Here is a 19,127-nt window from a genome sequence, read left to right as displayed (position 1 = left end):
GGAGTTTTCCTGAAATGTATACCCTCACAGGCCTTGAAATGAAAAATCCCACAATCCTTGCAGCTGGCGTGCTGGGGACCACCGGGGCATCGCTCTGCAGGGTTGCCCGGGAAGGTGGGGCAGGAGCAGTTGTGACCAAGTCAATCGGCCCGGAGCCCAAATACGGGCATTCGAATCCGAGCATGGTCAAGCTGGACTGCGGTTTTTTAAACGCCATGGGGCTTCCAAATCCCTCTTACGCCGAATTCGTGCAGGAACTCGAGATCGCAAAGAAGGATTCCGGGGTTCCGGTAATCGCAAGTATCTTTGGTGGGAACCCCGAAGAGTTTGCGGAAGTTGCACAAGGGCTTCTCCCGGGCCAGCCCGATGCTTTCGAGCTCAACGTGAGCTGTCCCCATGCCGAAGGGTACGGGGCTGCTATCGGCTCAAACCCCTGCCTGGTAGAAGCGGTCACTGCAGCCGTAAAAGAAGTGACTGACTTGCCTGTCTGGGTCAAGCTTACCCCCAATGTCGCTGATATCACAGCCATCGGAAAAGCTGCTGAAGCCGGGGGTGCGGATGCTGTCGTTGCTATCAATACCGTGAAAGGGATGGCTATCGATATCGAGTCCGGGTACCCCGTGCTCGGGAACAGGTCTGGCGGCCTTTCCGGGGCTGCGGTCAAACCCGTTGCAGTAAAATGTGTATATGACCTCTATGCTGCCCTTGAGATCCCGGTGGTGGGGGTCGGAGGGGTTGCTTCCTGGGAAGACGCCGTGGAAATGATGATGGCAGGCGCGGCAGCTGTTCAGGTCGGGTCTGCAGTGTACGACCGTACGGATGTCTTTTCCGAAATCAGTTCGGGGATTGAGGTGTTCCTTCAGCGGAAAGGGTATTCGGATGCAAGGGACTTTGTAGGTCTTGCCCACGAGGCAGTATGATGAACTGCAATATGTTGGCGAACGACACGCTATCGGGCGATATGTTGACGGGTGATGTGCTGATTATGCCGGAAGGTCAATGTGCTGATGATTGGCAATGTTATGCTAAGGTGGTCTGATGATTCCTCTTAATGCTACTATAGAAAAAATAATGGAAGAGTCCCCTTTTATCAGGACTTTTGTTTTCGATCACCGGTTTGAGGAAATGGAACCCGGCCAGTTCGTGATGGTCTGGGTCCGGGGCGTGGACGAAGTACCGATGGGGCTTTCCCGGAAAAATTCTATTACTGTCCAGAATGTCGGGGAAGCGACAGCGAAGCTCTTTGAGTTGAAGGAAGGAGATTCTTTTGGGCTCCGTGGGCCTCTCGGAAAAGGTTTTTCCTCTCCCGCAGCAGGGGAAAAGATTCTGGTCATTGCCGGAGGAGTCGGGGCTGCCCCCCTGGCTCCCTATGCTGAAGCAGCCAGTACCGCCGGGGCAAAAGTGCATACGATTCTCGGAGCCCGGAGCGGTGGAGACCTGCTTTTTGAAGAACGTTTTGCGGCAGCCGGGGTTCTTGACATCACTACTGATGACGGCTCAAAGGGGACGAAAGGGTTTGTAACCGATGTCCTCAAAAAGATCGACGTTTCCTCCTATGACAATATCGCTGTCTGCGGCCCGGAGGTCATGATGGGTTTTATCTTTAAAATCCTGCAGGAAAAAGAGGTGCTTGATAAATCGGAGTTCAGCCTTCACCGCTATTTCAAGTGTGGGATCGGGGTCTGCGGTGCTTGTTGCATTGATCGGTCCGGGCTCAGGGTCTGCAAGGACGGGCCTGTTTTTTCCGGCGTGCAGCTCGTGGATTCGGAACTCGGGAAATATGCACGGGATGCCAGTGGGCGAAGAGTTAAAATTTAAGTTTCGATATATGTTTTTAAAAAAATGGAACTGAAAGCAGGAAGAAGTAGGGGTCGGAAGAGAAGGGCTGAAGGGCAAAGAACTGAATGTTAATGAACTGAATGTTAATGAACTGAAGGGCAAAGAACTGAATGTTAATGAACTGAACTCTGAAAAAAGGACTGAAAGGCAAAGTATTGAGATCGGAGAAAAGGATGGCAAGAGATATGATAGGCAGGTTCAGGGCAGGAGATGAGGTCTTCTACGGGGAAATCGATGACAATCGCGTGTATCCGAAGGGAAGTTCCGGTATATATGAGCTCTCGGAACTTCGTATCCTTCCTCCTGCATGCCCTTCCAAGATTATCTGTGTCGGCCTGAATTACCGGGACCATGCCGAAGAACTGTCCATGGAAGTCCCGGAAGCCCCTATCCTTTTTTTAAAACCTCCTTCTGCCGTTGTCGGGCATGAAGACAAGATCCTCTATCCTGCCTGCAGTTCAAGAGTCGACTATGAAGCCGAACTTGCTGTTGTGATCGGGAAGCGCTTCAAGAACATCAAGGCTGACCGGGCTGAGGACGTGATTGCCGGTTATACCTGTTTCAACGACGTAACCGCCCGGGATCTCCAGCAAAAAGATGGGCAGTGGACCCGGGCAAAGAGTTTTGACACCTTTGCGGCTTTCGGGCCTTTTATCGCCTGCAGCGACGAACTCGATGTTTCGGATTTAAAAATTTCCTGCAGGGTAAACGGGGAAACCCGGCAGGAGTCAAGTACCTCTAATCTTATCTTTGACATCCCGTACCTTATTGAGTTCATCTCCGAGATCATGACCCTCGAAGTGGGGGATGTGATTGCCACGGGAACACCCCCGGGGGTAGGGGAAATGCAAAGGGGAGATTGTGTGGAAGTGGAAATCCAGGGGATAGGAACCCTGAGAAACGAGGTTATCTGATGCTTCTTGACCATATTGAAACGGAACTCGAACTTGCCGAGCGCCACCTGATCGTGCTGAAGAAAGTTATTGAAGAAGGCCCAATCGGGATCTTGAAACTCGCAGAAGTTACCGGGATGCAGAACCACAAGGTCCGCTACTCCCTCCGGGTTCTCGAACAGGCGAGCCTTATCAAGCCCTCAGCCCAGGGGGCCGTGCCCGGGGACGCGGTCCCGAAATTCCTAGAAGAATTTGAAGGGGAGCTTGGCAGGATCAATGAAAAACTAAGCAGAATCCGGGATATCGAGACTTCCATCCCGAAATAAGCTTCATCCCGGCGATATTGCTGTCATTCTTGCTGATCTCACTGTTGCCATTCTTGTTGACATCACTGCCAACCTTATTGATATCGCTTACACTATTGCTGATGTTGCTTGCACTATTGCTGATATCTCACATACTCTTGCTGATGCTTGGGCTGATATTTCTGACTTACTGGCTGTTTTCTCTTTTCTCCGGTTTTTACCCTGTGCGCATTTTCCCGGGTTCGGTGACTTTTTATAATCCTATTTCCATGTTTTACCGAACTTAGCGGGCCCGTTAAAGTCCGGTGAGTATTTCTCTCTGCTGGAACTTTCATCCTCATCAATCCATGTTTATTTTTGGAGAATCCTTTATGACCTTAAGTCCTGAAGATCTGAATACTATAGAAAAATACGCCCTTCAGAATGCCGTGAAATACGGAAAAGCCCCCCAACCCAAAGCCGTAATGGGGAAGGTGATGGGGGAATGCCCTCACCTCCGGAATGACTCTAAAGCCATTTCTTCCGCTCTTGCGGAAATTGTGGGGGAAATTGCAAAAGGGGATGCCGAAGCCTGGGAAACCCGGTTGTCGGAAATCGCTCCCGAGCTTATCGAAGCCCTGAGTGTGAAAAAGGAACCCGTAAAAGGCCTGAAGCCCCTGGAAGGTGCTGTGGAAGGCAAGGTGGTCATGCGCTTTGCCCCTAACCCGAACGGGCCTGCAACCCTTGGAAGTTCCCGGGGCATGGTCGTTAATTCCGAGTACGTGAAGATGTATAAGGGAAAATTCATCCTGCGCTTTGACGACACCGACCCTGACAAGAAACGTCCCATGCTTGAGGCCTACGACTGGTACCTTGACGACTTCAAGTGGCTCGGGGTAGTACCTGACCGGGTGGTCTACGCTTCGGACCGTTTCCCTGTCTATTACGATTATGCAAAGAAGCTCATCGAGATGGGCAAGGCTTATGTCTGCTTCTGTGAAGGAGGAGATTTCAAGAAGTTCAAGGACTCAAAGCAGCCCTGCCCGCACCGTGACCAGTCCCCCGAAGTGAACCTGGCGTACTGGGAAAAGATGCTTGCCGGGGGATATGAGGACCAGCAGGCCGTGCTCCGTATCAAGACCGATATCGAGCACAAGGACCCGGCGTTACGGGACTGGGGAGCTTTCAGGATCCGGAAGATGTCTCATCCCCGTGCTGAAATCGGGGAAAAATACATTGTTTGGCCCCTTCTGGACTTTGCAGGCGCAATCGAGGACCACGAACTTGGCATGACCCACATCATCCGGGGCAAGGACCTCATGGACAGCGAGAAACGCCAGGGCTACATCTATGGGTACCTGGGCTGGGAGTACCCGAAAACCCTGCACTGGGGCCGCGTCAAAATCCATGAGTTCGGGAAGTTCAGTACCAGCACCCTTCGAAAGGACATCGAAGCCGGGATATACTCCGGCTGGGACGACCCCCGCCTGCCCACCATCCGCGCCATCCGCCGCCGCGGGATCAGGGCTGAAGCCCTCAGAAAGTTCATGGTCGAGATGGGGATCGGGACAACCGATGTCAGCATCAGCATGGAGTCCCTATACGCCGAAAACCGCAAAATAGTGGACCCTGAAGCCAACCGCTACTTCTTCGTCCGGGACCCCGTGGAACTGGAGATCGAAGGTGCCGAAGCAACAGTTGCAAAGCCCCCACTTCACCCCACCGATTCCGAAAGGGGTGCAAGGGATATAAATGTCGAAAACAAGGTCCTGCTTGCCGGGGACGACGTTGAGAAAATGGAAGTTGGTTCAATGCTCCGCTTAAAAGACCTCTACAACGTCGAGGTCACGTCCCTTGAGCCGCTGCAGGGTAAGTTCGCCGGAGAATCCCTCGAAGCCCTCAAAAAAGTAAAGGGCAGGATCATCCACTGGGCACCTGTGGACGGTATCCCCGTAAAAGTCCGCGGTCCCGACGGTGACTTCAAAGGAATAGGAGAACGCGGGATTGCAAAAGAGCTGGATAAAATTGTCCAGTTCGAGCGTTTCGGCTTCTGCAGGATTGATGCCGTAAGTGAAGAGGCGATTGTGGCATACTTCTCCCATAAGTGAGTTAAATTCGGGGCAAAATGCCCCAAATCTTTTTTTCCTCTTCCCCTCTTTTTTTCCTCTTCCCCTCTTTTGTTTTTTCTCTTCTTCTCTTCTTTTCTTTTATTTTCCCATTTTCTGGCAACTTTTCATAATTTTCCGGATTTCCGCTTTACCTTCTCCTTTTCAGCAGGTAAGCCGTTCCCGTAGCCAGACCCGCTACTCCGAAACCAAATCCCGGAGCTCCATTTTCTTCCTCTTCTCCGGCAGCTTCCTCATCTTCTGCTTTGGGTTCTGCCCCTTCAACTCCCTCTTCAACATCTACTTCTTCCTCGACCATTCCCTCTTCAGCCATTCCTTCTTCGCTTATTTCTGCCCCTGGTTCTGTTTCGGGTACTGCTTCTCCCTTTTCGGCAAGGCCTTCTTCGTAAGCTTCGGTGTCCATCCTGTCTTCGAGGACCGGAATTGCTTCAGGGACTTTCGGATAAAGTGGGGACCCATCGGTTCCTCCCCCGTTTACGGAATATGGGGAGTCGCAAATCCCATTGCTGTTTTCATCGGTACATGTCTCGCTGTAACCCGCACCCTCCAGGTCTGCCCAGAAGTTCCCGGCAATGTAAGGGCCCCGGACAATGTTCTTTTTGCTTGTGAGGGCTATGTCCCAGAAGTTGTCCTGGTTTACTGAGTTTTCTTCGACGTTTTCACTGTTCTTGAAATAATTGTCGTAGATCTGGTTTTCGCTGCTCTCTTCCAGGGAGATTCCGTGCCTGTAGTTGTAGGCGATGACATTGGTCTGTATGGTATTTTTGCCGGAGGCCTCAAGCCTTATTCCCAGTTCGTTTAAGGATAGGACGTTGTTGCTCACGACGTTCCTGTCCGAGTCTTTCAGGAAAATGCCCTGCCCTGTGTTTGAGATTTCATTGTTGTTGATCAGGCAGTTTCCTGCTCCTTCAAAATATACCCCTGAATTTTCAGAGCCGCTAATACCGAACCCGCTGAATGTCACTCTGTCCGTATTTATTTCAACGACATTTTTAGCCGGGTCTGCAGCCTGGATTATGGTGTCTCCCGGGTTCCTTGAGTCGGACCAGATTTTCAGTTCCTTGTCTACCTTCAGGTTTTCTTCGTATGTTCCGCTCTTTACCAGTATCGTATCCCCCGGGTTTGCAGCATCTATGGCTGCCTGAACTTCAGTGTAGTCTCCTCCACCTGAGGGATCTACCATTAACGTTTCAGCAGCACCCGGAAAGCTTGCGCCGATTGTAAGTGTTAACAATAGTATTATCCAAAACGTTGGCCTATTCTTTATTGTGCCCATTTCCATATTCCCCCTATTAACTTCCCTTTTAAGTTATTCTCCAACTTTAAGAATAAGTTGTATTTTCTTATTGTTCTGGGAAATTATATGCATTTGGAATCAAAATTCCTTAACAGATTTTCTCAAAATTTCGATTATTTTGCAAAAAATATCCAGTATGTTTTGGACATAGGGCAGAGATATAGGGTAGAAACTGGTTGGGGGAGTAAGAATTAATTTTTAATATCTTCTGCATATTAGTTCGTAATTGGTTTGCAGGCTTTATGGAGGATGCGTCTCTTCGCTGAAAAAGATGAAATTTCAGTTCAAGAAATGAATTGCTTGCTAAGTTTAATTGCTTGTCACGTTTAATTGCTTGCCACGTTTAATTGCCTGTTACGTTTGATTGCTTGCTACGTTTGATTGCTTGCTACGTTTAGTTACCTGTTACGTTTGTCTCATAAGGAGGCTTAATATGGATGAAAAAAATGCGCCCCATCTTGAAGAACTAACCCGGGCGCTTGGAGAAGTTAATAAGAATCGAATCCGGGCAGAGTTTGAAAAACTGCTGGCTTTTCGTGTACCGCCTGAAGTTGCAAAAGAGAGCATCCTCCGCAAGTTCGGGGGAATGCAAAGAGCATTGAAGGTAAAGGACCTCTCTGCTAATCTTAAGAGTTTTGAAATTACGGGCAGGATCCTCGAGCTTAATGAAAAGATTCTCCGCCCGCAGGAAAGAGGGGGTGAAGAGGTTCGGGGGGTAGTCCAGGAGGAGTCCCGGGGCGAGAAAGGGAGCAGTTCCGGGGAAGGGGCCGGAGTGCCCCCGGAAAAGGGCCGGAAAGGTTCTTCAAAGCTCTATACAGGGGTCTTTGCGGACGAGACCGGGTCAATTCTCTTTTCTTCCTGGAAGGAACTCCCTCCTGCAGGGGATGTAATCCGGGTCCGAAATGCCTATACCCGGCTCTGGCAGAACAGGATCAGGCTAAATATCGGGGACCATTCCTCAGTATCAAAACTGCCGGATTCCATTCTCCCCTCCCTTTCCGAACTTGCTCGGACCCCTGAGAAAAAACTGGGTGAGATCGGGGCTGTGGACTTTTCGGTAAGCACCGTTGCCTGCGTCCTCCAGCTTTCCCATAGGGAGGTGATGGTCAGGGGCAGGCAGTGCCGTGTGATTTCCGGGGTTCTGGCAGACGAGACCGCAAGGCTCCCGTTCACGGCCTGGGTGGAACTTCCGGGGATTGATATCGGGGGCATCATCCGCCTGGAAGAAGCTCAGGTCCGAATGTTCAAAGGGGTGCCTTCGGTCAATATCCTGAAGGGGACCGGAGTTTCAAAACCAGGGCCTGAAGGTGCTGAAAAACTGGCTTTTACTTTTGAGTCCGTGAAGACGGCTCCTATCCCCCTGAAAATGGAAGAGGTCGCTTCAAGGGACGGCATGTTTGATGTGGCCATAGTGGGAAATGTGATCTCTGTCAAGCCGGGTTCAGGGATAATTTCCCGTTGTCCCGAATGCGGGAGAGTGGTTCAGAAAGGGAGCTGCCGGGTACACGGTAAGGTGGATGGAGTCCGGGATATGCGAATCAAAGCAGTGTTGGACGACGGGACGGAGGCAGTATCAGTTATGTTTTCCAGGGAACTTGCGGAAATGATTTACGGAAAAACCCTTGAAGAGGCAGAGGCACTCATGTTCTCTGACATCTCAAAAGACGCTGTTTACGAAGACCTGCGAAGGATCCTTACGGGCCGTTACCTCGCAGTCCGTGGAAATGCCTCGAAAAACGAGTACGGCGTCTCTTTTGTTGCCGAGAGTGTCTGGGTGCCGGAAGCCGACCTTGCGGTCCGGGTCGTGGAACTGCTTCACAGGCTCGACTTACTTGGGACCGAAAAAGCTCAAGGTTTGGAAGCCCAAATCCCGGAGGACCGCGGACAGTATCCTGGTAATGAGGGACCTGGTCCAGAGGACTGCGGGCAGGACCATGGGCAGGACCCTGATTCTAAAACCGCGGATTCCACAGGAGGCCGGAGCTTTGCTTAAGCGGGAAGTTGCAAAAAGGGTTTTTGCAAGGGAGTTTGAGGCGTGCAGGGCTCTCGAAATGCCTGTCCGTGCAGGGGGGGGAAAAGCTTCCTCAGGGGATTTGAAAACCCCCAATTTACTCCTCAGCCCCTCGGGCCTTGTCCTCAACCGGGTCTTTGTGGTTGGCGTGATAACCGAGCTTGACTGTGTCGGGGCACAAAACGAGATGTGGAAGGCGCGGATTGTCGATCCTACAGGGGCTTTTACCGTATACGCCGGGCAGTATCAGCCCGAGGCTTCCATTTTCTTTTCGACGGTAGAAATCCCGGCATTCATTGCTCTGACGGGAAAAGCCCGCATCTATGAGCCCGAACCGGGCTCTGTATTTGTCTCGGTCCGGGCTGAGGAAGTGAACGTTGTAGACGAGGAAATCCGCAACAGGTGGGTTGTGGATACCGCAGAACAGACCGTTGAGAGGCTTGAAGCTTTTTCGGACGCCGTGGTAAGCGGATACCGGGATGAAGAACTCCGGGGATACCTGCTGGAAAAAGGAGTGTCCGGGGAACTTGCAGAAGGAATTTCCCTAGCCCTTGAAAGGGCGCATGCCCCTGAAGAATTTGCGAAACTGCTCGGGGTATTCGTAAAAGAAGCCCTTCAGGCTCTTGAATTTGATTCGGAGAACTCTTCAGGGGCCGACGGGGACCGGAAGGAATTTGTGCTTGAACTCCTGCGGGAAATGGACGAGGGTAAGGGCGTTGATTACGCCGCTTTTCTGGAAGTTGCGGTGTCCCGGGGGGTTCCTGAAGAGCTCGTTGAAGATGTGATTCGTTCTCTCTTTGCAGGCGGGCAGTGTTACGAACCCAGGATTGGGATTATCAGGCTGGTGGGTTAACCTTATATGCGCGAAAACCCGCATAAGGGACAAAAATCTGTCTGAGGATTAAAGCTGCATAAGCTTGATAATGCTTAAGTGTGATTAGGTTGATGATATTCATTGTCAAAATTTGACTATTCATTCTTACTGTATTTTACTGTATTCATCTGGAGAAAATTATTATGAAAGTATTGGTCAGTGACTCATTATCTTCCGAAGGTCTGGATATTCTGAAGGAGCATTTCACGGTTGACGTATCCACCGGGCTTTCCGAGGACGAACTGGTGGAAAAGATCAAAGATTTCGATGCCCTTGTCATACGCAGTGGTACTCAGGTCACCCAGCGTGTGATCGAGGCTGCTGACAACCTGAAGATTGTCGGAAGGGCCGGGGTCGGAGTCGACAACGTCGATGTGGATGCGGCTACCAAAAAAGGGATCATTGTGGCAAACGCCCCTGAAGGAAACATGATCTCTGCCGCAGAACACACCATCGCCATGATGATGTCAATGTCCCGGAACATCCCTCAGGCCAACGCTTCCCTGAAAGCCAGGGAATGGAACAGGAAGAAGTTCATGGGCGTTGAGGTCAAAGGCAAGATCCTGGGCGTTATCGGGCTTGGCAGGATAGGGTCCGAGGTCGCGAAAAGGGCTTCTGGTATGGAAATGACCCTGCTCGGGTATGATCCCTTCATTTCCGAGAAGCGTGCCGAAGAACTCGGCGTCAGGCTGTGCACCGTAAATGAGATCGCAGAAGAAGCTGACTATATCACCGTACACACTCCCCTCATCAAGGAAACCCGGAACATCCTTGACGATGAGCAGTTTGCCCTGATGAAGGAAGGAGTCCGGATCATCAACTGTGCCAGGGGCGGAATCATCAGCGAAGAGGCTCTTGCAAGAGCCCTGGGATGCGGAAAGGTCGCAGGGGCAGCTTTTGACGTTTTTATCAACGAACCGCCTTTTGACAGCCCTCTCATGAACTTTGAAAACGTGATCTTAACCCCGCACCTTGGAGCCTCCACCGAGGAAGCTCAGGTCAATGTAGCAGTGGATATTGCTCACGAAGTTATTTCGGTCCTGCAGGGCGGGCCCGCCAGAAACGCTATCAATATTCCTTCCGTCAAGCCCGAGGCTATGGCGGTCCTTGCTCCCTACATCCGGCTTGCTGAGATCATGGGAAAGATCGCAGGGCAGCTTATGGACGGCAGCTACGAAAAGGTGGAAATCGGGTATAATGGGGAAATCTCCGGGAAAGATACCAGGCCCCTTACCGTCTCTGCCCTGAAAGGTCTGCTTGAAATGGCACTTGGCGCAGGGGTCAACTACGTTAACGCTCCCGCTCTTGCCAAGTCCAGGAAGATTGCGGTGGTCGAAAGCAAGTCCGAATCCGCAGAAGAATACTCTTCCACCATCAGCATCCGTGTGATCAGGGGAGAAGACGTCAAGCTGGTCGCAGGAACCGTTGTCGGGGACGAGCCGAAGATCGTTGCTGTGGACGGGGATAGGGTCGACATCTTCCCGGCAGGGCGCATGATATTTGCCAAGCACATCAACAGGCCTAACGTGATCGGTCCCTGCTGCATCGTGCTCGGCAAGAATAATATCAACATTTCTGGCATGCAGGTCGGAAGGGTAGAAGTCGGAGGCACCACCCTGATGGCTCTCAATGTTGACGGCGACGTGCCTGACGACATTCTGGATGAGCTCAGGCAGGTCTCCGGAATCATCGACGCTAAACTTGTCGTGCTCTGAGTCTTTCAGTCCTGAGTAAATTATGTGTCCCAAAAAACGATTTGTTCCGGCACGGGCTCAATACTGTGGGGGGCCTGTGCCAGGGGCACCTTTACTTTATCCGGGTGCTCCTTTCAGGCGGAGCCTTCCGGAACACTTCCAGTCAGAACATTTCCATTCGGAACATTTCCATTCGGAACATTTCCCCTCGAAAAAATTTCCCTCTGAACACTTCCCTTATGATAATTTCTCGACCGGAACATCCTTTCCCGTAATATTCCCCTATCAAAAAATTTCCTGTCCGAATCAGGGGGGTCAGTGAATGGAAGACCTCAAACGTGCGGTTTCGGCTCCTTTTAAGAAAAACCTGGCACCTTTTCTTCCGGTGAAGGATTTTGAGTTTTCCCTTGCTTTTGACCTGAAGTGGTTTTCCCCGAAGACAGCTTCCAAGGTAAAAGAGTTGGCTCTTGATATGGGACTTCTTTCCCTGAAAGACGGCAAGCTTTCCCCCGGGTTTGATGTGGACACTGTCAGGCTCCCTCACTCGTTCAAACCTGCGGAGGATTTCTTGCAGAGGCTTGAGTGCCTGGCAAGTTCCTGCAACTCCGAAAAGCTCTCTTCCGAATGTTCTTCTAATACATCGGAAGGTCTCGACTTCGAACATATCCTCGAATTTGTCTCCGCCAACACTTGCTTGAATAAACAGACTCTGGCTTCGGAAGTCAATTCCATGCAGGATCGGCTTTCCTATATGGTGGACATCCGGGTCGTAGCCCTGATTGTTGCCCGGAAGTTTGGGTGCGACATCGAATCGATTTTCGAAAAGGTTGCGGTGGAAGTTCTCGGCCTTCCTGATTGCGTATGAGGATTACGCATAATCTTTATGTACTAGGAATGTTATTCACACCATACCAATTCCAATTAATCGTTTGATCTTTAATCTACTGGTCCGGGGCTTTTGCTTTTTGGGCTGTAGTTATTGATGTGTTCGAACGCGTAGAGGGTTTTTCCCGCGTAAGTAAGATTTGGTATTAATCTTGCGGAGGAACATACATTGGGTAAAAATTCACTGGTAAAAGTTACAAGAAAAACAAATCCAAGAATCGTTTCCCTGATTCTTACTCTGAAGGAGATTGCCAACATAGAGGGCGCTCCTATCTGGAAAGATATTGCGAAACGCCTTGAAACGCCGTCCAGGAACTATGCGGCTGTGAACGTGAGCAAGATCAACAGGCATTCGGCTGCGGATGACGTCCTGCTTATCCCCGGGAAAGTCCTGGCTGCAGGGCTTCTGGACCATCCGGTAACTGTTGCTGCACTGAACTTCAGTGTTGCGGCCGAAGATAAAATTACCGAAGCCGGCGGCAGGTGCCTTAGTATCGAAGAGATCGTAGAAGCAAATCCGAGAGGGTCCGGGATCCGGATTTTCCGCTGAGGTGTTGAAGATGACGATTATCGATGCAAAAGGGCTTATTCTGGGGCGTCTTGCAAGTACGGTTGCAAAACAACTGCTTTCTGGAGACGAGAACGTATATATTGTGAATGCCGAAAAAGCCGTGGTCTCGGGTTCAAAGGCAACAACTCTTAAGGAATACCGGGAATCCCGGGATAGAGGTACCCGTGAATTCGGGCCTTACTTCCCGAAGCGCCCAGACCGCATTATGAAGCGGACGATCCGCGGCATGCTGCCCTACAAGAGGGCAAGAGGCAGGGACGCAATGTCCAGGCTCAAGGTCTATGTGGGTGTCCCCGCAGAACTTGCGGGTGCTGAAACGATAACCCTCGAGAATGCTAATATGAACCGTCTGAGTTCTAACAAGTATGTAGAACTTGGTGACGTGAGCCTGAAGCTGGGTGCAAAATTCTAAAGGGTGAGTCTTCATGGTTAAAGTAGTTAATTCATCTGGAAAGCACAAAACTGCAACAGCACGTGCAACAGTCAAGAAAGGTACAGGTAAGATCAGGATCAATAAGGTCCCCGTCGAGCTTTATACCCCTGAGCTTTCAAAAGTGAAAGTCTCGGAGCCTCTGATGATTGCAGGGGAAGATGTAATCTCCGGGATTGACATCAATGTGTATGTCCAGGGCGGTGGAATCATTGGCCAGGCAAACGCGGTCAGGACCGCAGTTGCAAGGGGCATCGTCGAATGGACCAATGATACTACTATCAGAGACAACTTCGCAGCCTATGATCGCAATTTGCTTGTAAGCGATTCCAGGCAGAAGGAATCCAAGAACTACGGTGGGCCTGGAGCAAGGTCTAAATATCAGAAGTCTTACAGGTAAGGACTATTATGATCCCAGTCCGATGTTTCTCATGTGGTAAAGTAATCTCAAACTATTGGGACGAGTACAAGAGGCGCGTCGACGGCGGAGAGGACAAGGCCGCAGTACTGGATGATCTTGGGATCACCCGCTACTGCTGCCGTAGAATGTTCCTCAGTCACGTTGAACTTGTTGACGTACTTTCACCATACCAGTAAGGGACCGTAGGGTAGCCTGGTCCATCCTTCGGCGTTCGGGACGCCGGTACCTGAGTTCAAATCTCAGCGGTCCCATTTCCCTATTTTTTAGGGTGCTGGTTTACAAGCTTGTGCTGAAATCTTCAAACTCATCATGATTCTAAATTATTGAAATTCATCGGAGCGTTTTTAAGTCTTAAGGTGATCAGTTGGGCAAGGAAAAGTATACCCGGTTCGAAAGTGCACGCATAATAGGTGCCAGATCATTGCAAATTGCTATGGGGGCCCCTGTCCTGATTGAGGACGACGGGCGTATGGATGCTTTGAACGTCGCTTTGGCAGAGTTGGATGCCGGAATTATCCCTATCACTGTTAAACGAAAAGTCAGTTGAAAACGTCATGGGATTTATTTTCAGATTCTGAATGTTTTAACGCTGATATGTTGAATGTTTTAATGTTGATCTATATTATGAGGTGACTTAATGGAGGAAATTGAGCAGACAGGGCAGGAGGATGCCGAATCACAGCCTGTACCCGAATCACAGCCTGCGCCTGAAGTGGAAGCCGCAGAAGAAGTCGAATCTGTGCCTGAAGAAGCACCTGCAGAAGCACCTGCAGAAGAGGTTGCAAAGGAAGCTGCAGCACCTGTCAAGGAAGAATCCACGTCCCTTGTGTCCATTGATGAATATCTGGCCGCAGGGATCCACATCGGTACCCAGCAAAAGACTCAGGACATGATGCGTTTCGTGTACAGGGTCAGGACCGATGGGTTATACGTACTTGACATCCAGTCTACAGATGAGAGAATCAAGGTCGCATCAAAGATGCTTTCCCGTTACGATCCTTCAAGGATACTTGTCGTATCTTCAAGGCAGTACGGACAGCACCCTGCACGGATGTTTTCCAGGGCTCTTGGCACAAAGTCCGTGCTCGGAAGGTTTGTTCCGGGTTCCCTTACAAACCCCAAGATGGAAGGGTTCTTCGAACCCGACGTCGTGATCGTAACCGACCCTGCCGGAGACGCACAGGTTCTTAAGGAAGCTTCCAGCATCGGAGTTCCCGTGGTAGCACTCTGTGACACCAACAACCTGATTTCCAATGTGGACCTTGTGATACCCACTAACAATAAAGGTCGAAAAGCCCTTTCCATGGTCTACTGGCTGCTTGCAAGGGAAGTAGCAAACTTCAACAACATTCCTTTCGCTCACGAACTGGGCTCTTTCGAAACCCCTCTTTGATCCTGGAACACCAGTCCTGCATACTGCAAGGCTTTAATTAAGAGGCCCATATTCCTTATATGGGGTGATTATTAATGAGACAACCAGCAGTTGCAGGGCAGTTCTATCCTTCAAGTCCTGAATATCTGGAAAAAGAACTGAAACGGTGTTTCGAAGGTCTGGAGGTTCGGGAGCGCAATGTTCTCGGAGCCGTATGCCCCCACGCGGGGTACGTTTATTCCGGGAAGGTGGCAGCGCATGTTTATGCGGCCCTCCCGAAAGCCGATACTTATGTCCTGCTCGGACCCAACCATACAGGGTACGGCTCCCCTGTGGCGGTCTCCCGGGATACCTGGGAAACTCCCCTTGGGGCTATTGGGGCTGATTCCGAGCTTGCCGAAGGTTTTCTCGGAAGCATTGTAGACGCGGACGAGACGGGACACATATATGAACATTCCCTGGAAGTTCAGCTTCCTTTCCTTCAGTATCGTTTCGGCGGGGATTTCAAGATTCTTCCTATTTGCATGGGCATGCAGGACGAAGAAACAGCTGTTGAGGTGGGAAACCTTGTTGCCGACCTCGTTTCAAAAAGCGGGAAGAAAGTTGTTATCATTGCTTCCAGCGATTTTACTCATTACCAGCCTGCGGGGCTTGCAGAGGAAGTCGACCGGGAAATTATCGGTTCCATCCTGGACTTTGACGTTCCCGGAATGTATGACGGCCTTTACAGGAGAAATGCCTCGGTATGCGGGTACGGCCCAATCGCGGCGATGCTCACTGCTTCCGGAAAACTCGGAGGCACCCACGCGAAGCTGCTTAAATATGCAAACAGCGGAGACGTTTCCGGGGATACGGATGCGGTTGTCGGGTACGCGGCTATCATTGTGGAATGAATAGTTTGTTTTTGGACTGAAGGCGCTTGCATTGGACTGAGAACGTTTACTATTGTAGGCTGAGAGCGTTTACATTGGAATGAGTGGTTTTGCTATTGTGAACTGAGAGGTTTTCCCGGGAAATGTCAGGTTAACATTTTTTAATTAATGATAAATGTCCGGGATAACATCTTTGAGGAAATGTAGATTCTTATTAAAAATGGGATCTGACTAAAAATAAACTCTGACTAAAAATGGAACCTTCTTGAGGTAATATTTTTTATATGTCTCGTTCTATTTATGAATCATACTCACTAAATTAATGTATTAGAGGAATTCGAGGAGATACGATGGTCTCATGTTCCGCACCCGGGAAAATTTACCTTTTTGGAGAGCATGCAGTCGTTTATGGAGAAACCGCCGTAGCCTGTGCGGTTGAACTCAGGACCCGGGTTCGGGTGGAAGTTACCGATTCCGTAATCATCCAGTCCCAGATCTCCAGGACAGGGCTTGATTTTGAAAAGCACCCTTATGTTTCTGCAGTTATTGAGAAAATGAGAGAATTTGTCCCCTTTGAGGGTGTCTCCATAACCGTTGATTCCGAGATTCCTGTGGGTTCGGGGCTTGGGTCTTCCGCCGCTGTAACAATTGCAAGCATTGGTGCTCTCAATGAACTTTTCGAGTGCGGACTTTCCCTTGAAGAAATTGCCACTGTAGGGCATGAAATCGAAATTCGGGTACAGGGTGCGGCAAGCCCGACGGACACCTACGTATCCACCTTCGGAGGGGTTGTTACCATCCCGGAAAGAAGGAAACTGAAGACTCCGGACTGTGGTATAGTGGTCGGGGACACGGGGGTCTTTTCCTCTACGAAAGAACTGGTGGCAAACGTCCGGCAGCTCCGTGAAACCTATCCCGAACTGATCGGACCTCTTATGGCTTCAATCGGACGGATCTCAAAGCTCGGGGAGTCCCTGGTCTTTGCCGGGGATTATTCTTCAGTAGGCAGGCTGATGAATGTGAACCAGGGCCTGCTGGATGCCCTCGGCGTTAACAGTCTGGAACTTTCGGACCTAATATACTCTGCCCGGGCGGCAGGGGCTTTCGGGGCAAAGATTACGGGTGCCGGAGGTGGGGGGTGCATGGTTGCACTTACGGCACCCGAAAAATGCACGGCTGTAGCGGAAGCCATTTCAGCGGCAGGCGGCGAAGCGATAATCACGGGACCCACGGAACAGGGCCTGAGGGTGGAGTGACCTATATGGGCGGGCCCGGGGCAATTTTTCGGCTCCTAGGGTGCCTTGACTGTTTGATTCGGACCTGTTTTATTCGGACTTATATTTTTCTGGATTATTTTCTCACTATGATATATTTTCTCACTATGGAAATTACAAAAATTTACAAAAAAGGTATTGAGTGATCTTGCATGAAGGCTTCAGAAGAACCTGTTATCCTGAAACTGGGGGGCAGCGTAATTACCGACAAGGGCGCGGATGACGGAGTCATCCGGGAGGCGGAACTCCTCAGGATTGCCCGGGAAGTTTCCGGGTACGGGGGAAAAATGATCGTAGTTCACGGTGCCGGTTCTTTCGGGCATACCTACGCCAAAAAATACGGGCTTGACCGGCAGTTTGACCTTGAAGGGTCGGTAGTGACTCATGAATCTGTCAAAAAACTCGCCGCTATGGTGGTGGGTGCCCTTAATCGTTTCGGGGTCAGGGCAGTTGCGGTGCATCCCATGGGCTGCACAGTGTGCAAAAACGGACGGATCGAGAGCATGTATATGGAAAACATCAAACTCATGCTTGAGAAAGGGTTTGTTCCGGTCCTGCACGGGGACGTTGTGATGGACCGCGAGCTTGGGACCTGTATCCTTTCAGGGGACCAGATCGTGCCCTATCTTGCAAAAGAACTCGGGGTTACCCGGCTGGGTCTGGGTTCGGCTGAAGACGGTGTGCTGGACAGGGACGGAAAACCCGTACCCGTAATCACTCCCGGGAATTTTGAGGAATTCCGGGGCTGCATAGGGGCGTCGGGGAGTACCGACGTTACCGGCGGGATGCTCGGGAAGGTCCGGGAACTCCTGGAGCTTAGCAAAACGTCATGTATTACTTCCTATATATTCAATGCAGGAAAAGCGGATAATGTGCATCGGTTCTTACATGGGGATCCAATAGGGACCAGGATCAGTCCGGATAAAGGGAATTAATCATGATCAACACTACCTCGAAGCGAAAGATCGAACATTTAAAGCTGTGTGCTGAAAGCCACGTTGAGGCCCGGAACGTCAGTGCGGGCTTTGAGGATGTTACCCTGATCCACAGAGCTCTCCCCGAACTCAATATGGATACTCTCGATCTTTCGGTGGATTTTCTCGGGAAACGCCTGCAGTTTCCCTTTTTAATCGCGTCTATTACGGGCGGGCATCCTGATACGATTCCGGTGAATGCGGCTCTTGCAGGTGCGGCCGAAGAGCTTGGCATCGGGATTGGTGTAGGGAGCCAGAGGGCTGCAATCGATGACCCTGCCCAGGAAGAGTCTTTCAGGGTAGTCAGGGACGAAGCCCCGAGTGCCTTTGTCTACGGGAATGTGGGCGCCGCCCAGATCCGGCAGTACGGGGTAGAAGGGGTAGAAAAGCTGATCGAGATGATTGATGCCGATGCCCTTGCCATCCATCTTAACTTCCTGCAGGAGGCAATCCAGCCCGAAGGGGATAGGGATGCCACGGGCTGTCTGGGTATGATTTCCGAGATATGTTCTTCTCTGAACGTGCCTGTGATCGTGAAAGAGACCGGGACCGGAATCTCCAGGGAAGATGCCCTCCTCTTCCAGAAAGCCGGAGTTTCGGCCATAGACGTGGGAGGTGCCGGGGGCACAAGCTGGGCCGGAGTAGAAGTGTACCGGGCCCGGGAAAGCGGAGATTCTGCATCTGAGCATTTAGGTGAACTGTTCTGGGACTTCGGAGTCCCTACAGTTGCCAGCATCATCGAGTCCCGGGTTTCCCTTCCAATCATCGCAACCGGTGGAGTCCGCAGCGGACTGGATATCGCAAAATCCATTGCTCTGGGGGCCAATGCAGCAAGTGCGGCTCTCCCCTTCGTCGGGCCTGCCCTTGAAGGCAAAACAGCCGTTGTAGAACTACTTTCCCGTATGTTTAACGAATTCAGGGCTGCAATGTTCCTCTGCGGTTGCGGAAGCATTTCCGACCTTCACAATGCACCCGTGGTTATCACTGGCTGGACCCTTGAATACCTGACCCAGCGCGGCTTTAACGTAAAGGATTACGCGGTGCCTCAGGACATGCTTTGAAATGTGGAACTTTTCCGGGAATGTTGCCGGGAATGTTGCCGGGGTTCCCCTTCCCTTTATATATTATCCGAAACTCAATGTATCAACATATTATGGCTAACTAAATGGATTCCAGAACCAGAACTCCAAACCAAAATTCCCGGTAAATGGGCTCATTTGAACTTGAGGGCCTGGCAGAAATCGTTCGGAAACAGCTAAATAAGATCCCCCTTCCGAAAATCTTAAATTCAAAAACAAAATTTATTCATT

The 19,127-nt window shown here is 50.8% G+C and carries 20 protein-coding genes and 1 tRNA gene; 20 read left to right on the top strand and 1 reads right to left on the bottom strand.

The window, feature by feature from the left end; genetic code table 11:
• Positions 1-14: 14 nt before the first annotated feature.
• The 5 genes from MSMTP_RS15790 to MSMTP_RS15770 all read left to right on the top strand — a co-directional run bounded on the left by MSMTP_RS15790 (position 15) and on the right by MSMTP_RS15770 (position 5,124).
• Positions 15-920 carry a dihydroorotate dehydrogenase gene (locus tag MSMTP_RS15790; protein ID WP_048181400.1) on the top strand — a complete coding sequence of 302 codons (906 nt, stop codon included), beginning with the start codon at positions 15-17 and terminating at the stop codon, positions 918-920.
• Positions 921-1,038: 118 nt separating this feature from the next.
• The gene (locus tag MSMTP_RS15785; RefSeq protein ID WP_048181397.1) at positions 1,039-1,818 is read left to right on the top strand and encodes a dihydroorotate dehydrogenase electron transfer subunit; all 780 of its coding nucleotides are present in this window, start codon (positions 1,039-1,041) and stop codon (positions 1,816-1,818) included.
• 206 nt (positions 1,819-2,024) lie between these two features.
• A complete protein-coding gene (locus MSMTP_RS15780) occupies positions 2,025-2,753 on the top strand; it encodes a fumarylacetoacetate hydrolase family protein (RefSeq protein ID WP_048183822.1) in 729 nt (242 codons plus the stop codon).
• Complete coding sequence (locus MSMTP_RS15775; RefSeq protein ID WP_048181394.1) at positions 2,753-3,058, top strand: hypothetical protein; 306 nt, start codon at positions 2,753-2,755, stop codon at positions 3,056-3,058. The genes MSMTP_RS15780 and MSMTP_RS15775 overlap by 1 nt, the downstream gene beginning before the upstream one ends.
• A 350-nt stretch (positions 3,059-3,408) precedes the next feature.
• The gene (locus MSMTP_RS15770; protein WP_048183819.1) at positions 3,409-5,124 is read left to right on the top strand and encodes a glutamate--tRNA ligase; all 1,716 of its coding nucleotides are present in this window, start codon (positions 3,409-3,411) and stop codon (positions 5,122-5,124) included.
• A 148-nt stretch (positions 5,125-5,272) separates the two neighbouring features.
• On the opposite strand, the gene MSMTP_RS15765 is transcribed toward MSMTP_RS15770, so the two are convergent.
• The gene (locus MSMTP_RS15765; protein ID WP_231582824.1) at positions 5,273-6,376 is read right to left on the bottom strand and encodes a nitrous oxide reductase family maturation protein NosD; all 1,104 of its coding nucleotides are present in this window, start codon (positions 6,374-6,376) and stop codon (positions 5,273-5,275) included.
• A gap of 496 nt (positions 6,377-6,872) precedes the next feature.
• Between MSMTP_RS15765 and MSMTP_RS15760 the strand changes: the two genes are divergently transcribed.
• From MSMTP_RS15760 to fni, 15 genes are all read left to right on the top strand, one after another.
• Positions 6,873-8,432 carry a Single-stranded DNA binding protein gene (locus MSMTP_RS15760; RefSeq protein WP_082090664.1) on the top strand — a complete coding sequence of 520 codons (1,560 nt, stop codon included), beginning with the start codon at positions 6,873-6,875 and terminating at the stop codon, positions 8,430-8,432.
• Complete coding sequence (locus MSMTP_RS15755; protein WP_048181389.1) at positions 8,425-9,303, top strand: RPA family protein; 879 nt, start codon at positions 8,425-8,427, stop codon at positions 9,301-9,303. The genes MSMTP_RS15760 and MSMTP_RS15755 overlap by 8 nt, the downstream gene beginning before the upstream one ends.
• 164 nt (positions 9,304-9,467) lie before the next feature.
• Positions 9,468-11,039 (top strand): phosphoglycerate dehydrogenase, encoded by a 1,572-nt coding sequence (serA, locus tag MSMTP_RS15750; protein ID WP_048181386.1) that lies wholly within the window; start codon positions 9,468-9,470, stop codon positions 11,037-11,039.
• Positions 11,040-11,340: 301 nt separating this feature from the next.
• A complete protein-coding gene (locus tag MSMTP_RS15740; protein ID WP_048181378.1) occupies positions 11,341-11,883 on the top strand; it encodes a DUF2240 family protein in 543 nt (180 codons plus the stop codon).
• 165 nt (positions 11,884-12,048) lie between these two features.
• Positions 12,049-12,453 carry a 50S ribosomal protein L18e gene (locus MSMTP_RS15735; RefSeq protein WP_082090663.1) on the top strand — a complete coding sequence of 135 codons (405 nt, stop codon included), beginning with the start codon at positions 12,049-12,051 and terminating at the stop codon, positions 12,451-12,453.
• Positions 12,454-12,463: 10 nt separating this feature from the next.
• Positions 12,464-12,886 (top strand): 50S ribosomal protein L13, encoded by a 423-nt coding sequence (locus MSMTP_RS15730; RefSeq protein WP_048181372.1) that lies wholly within the window; start codon positions 12,464-12,466, stop codon positions 12,884-12,886.
• 13 nt (positions 12,887-12,899) lie between these two features.
• A complete protein-coding gene (locus tag MSMTP_RS15725) occupies positions 12,900-13,304 on the top strand; it encodes a 30S ribosomal protein S9 (protein WP_048181369.1) in 405 nt (134 codons plus the stop codon).
• Positions 13,305-13,312: 8 nt separating this feature from the next.
• Entirely contained in the window at positions 13,313-13,501 is a 189-nt protein-coding gene (locus MSMTP_RS18710; RefSeq protein WP_082090662.1) for a DNA-directed RNA polymerase subunit N, read from the top strand.
• Positions 13,502-13,576, top strand: a tRNA-Pro gene (locus tag MSMTP_RS15720). It abuts the gene before it with no gap.
• A gap of 113 nt (positions 13,577-13,689) precedes the next feature.
• A complete protein-coding gene (locus MSMTP_RS15715; protein WP_048181365.1) occupies positions 13,690-13,872 on the top strand; it encodes a DNA-directed RNA polymerase subunit K in 183 nt (60 codons plus the stop codon).
• A 90-nt stretch (positions 13,873-13,962) separates the two neighbouring features.
• On the top strand, positions 13,963-14,718 hold the full coding sequence (rpsB, locus tag MSMTP_RS15710; RefSeq protein ID WP_048181362.1) for a 30S ribosomal protein S2: 756 nt from the start codon (positions 13,963-13,965) through the stop codon (positions 14,716-14,718).
• A 74-nt stretch (positions 14,719-14,792) separates the two neighbouring features.
• The gene (locus tag MSMTP_RS15705) at positions 14,793-15,590 is read left to right on the top strand and encodes an MEMO1 family protein (RefSeq protein WP_048181359.1); all 798 of its coding nucleotides are present in this window, start codon (positions 14,793-14,795) and stop codon (positions 15,588-15,590) included.
• Positions 15,591-15,919: 329 nt separating this feature from the next.
• Complete coding sequence (locus MSMTP_RS15700) at positions 15,920-16,825, top strand: mevalonate kinase (RefSeq protein WP_048181355.1); 906 nt, start codon at positions 15,920-15,922, stop codon at positions 16,823-16,825.
• A gap of 170 nt (positions 16,826-16,995) precedes the next feature.
• Complete coding sequence (locus MSMTP_RS15695) at positions 16,996-17,778, top strand: isopentenyl phosphate kinase (protein ID WP_048181353.1); 783 nt, start codon at positions 16,996-16,998, stop codon at positions 17,776-17,778.
• Positions 17,779-17,780: 2 nt separating this feature from the next.
• Positions 17,781-18,878 (top strand): type 2 isopentenyl-diphosphate Delta-isomerase, encoded by a 1,098-nt coding sequence (fni, locus tag MSMTP_RS15690; RefSeq protein ID WP_048181351.1) that lies wholly within the window; start codon positions 17,781-17,783, stop codon positions 18,876-18,878.
• Positions 18,879-19,127: the final 249 nt, after the last annotated feature.

The organism is Methanosarcina sp. MTP4 (assembly GCF_000970045.1).
GTDB lineage: Archaea > Halobacteriota > Methanosarcinia > Methanosarcinales > Methanosarcinaceae > MTP4.
This window is presented reverse-complemented; position numbering and strand designations above follow the sequence as displayed.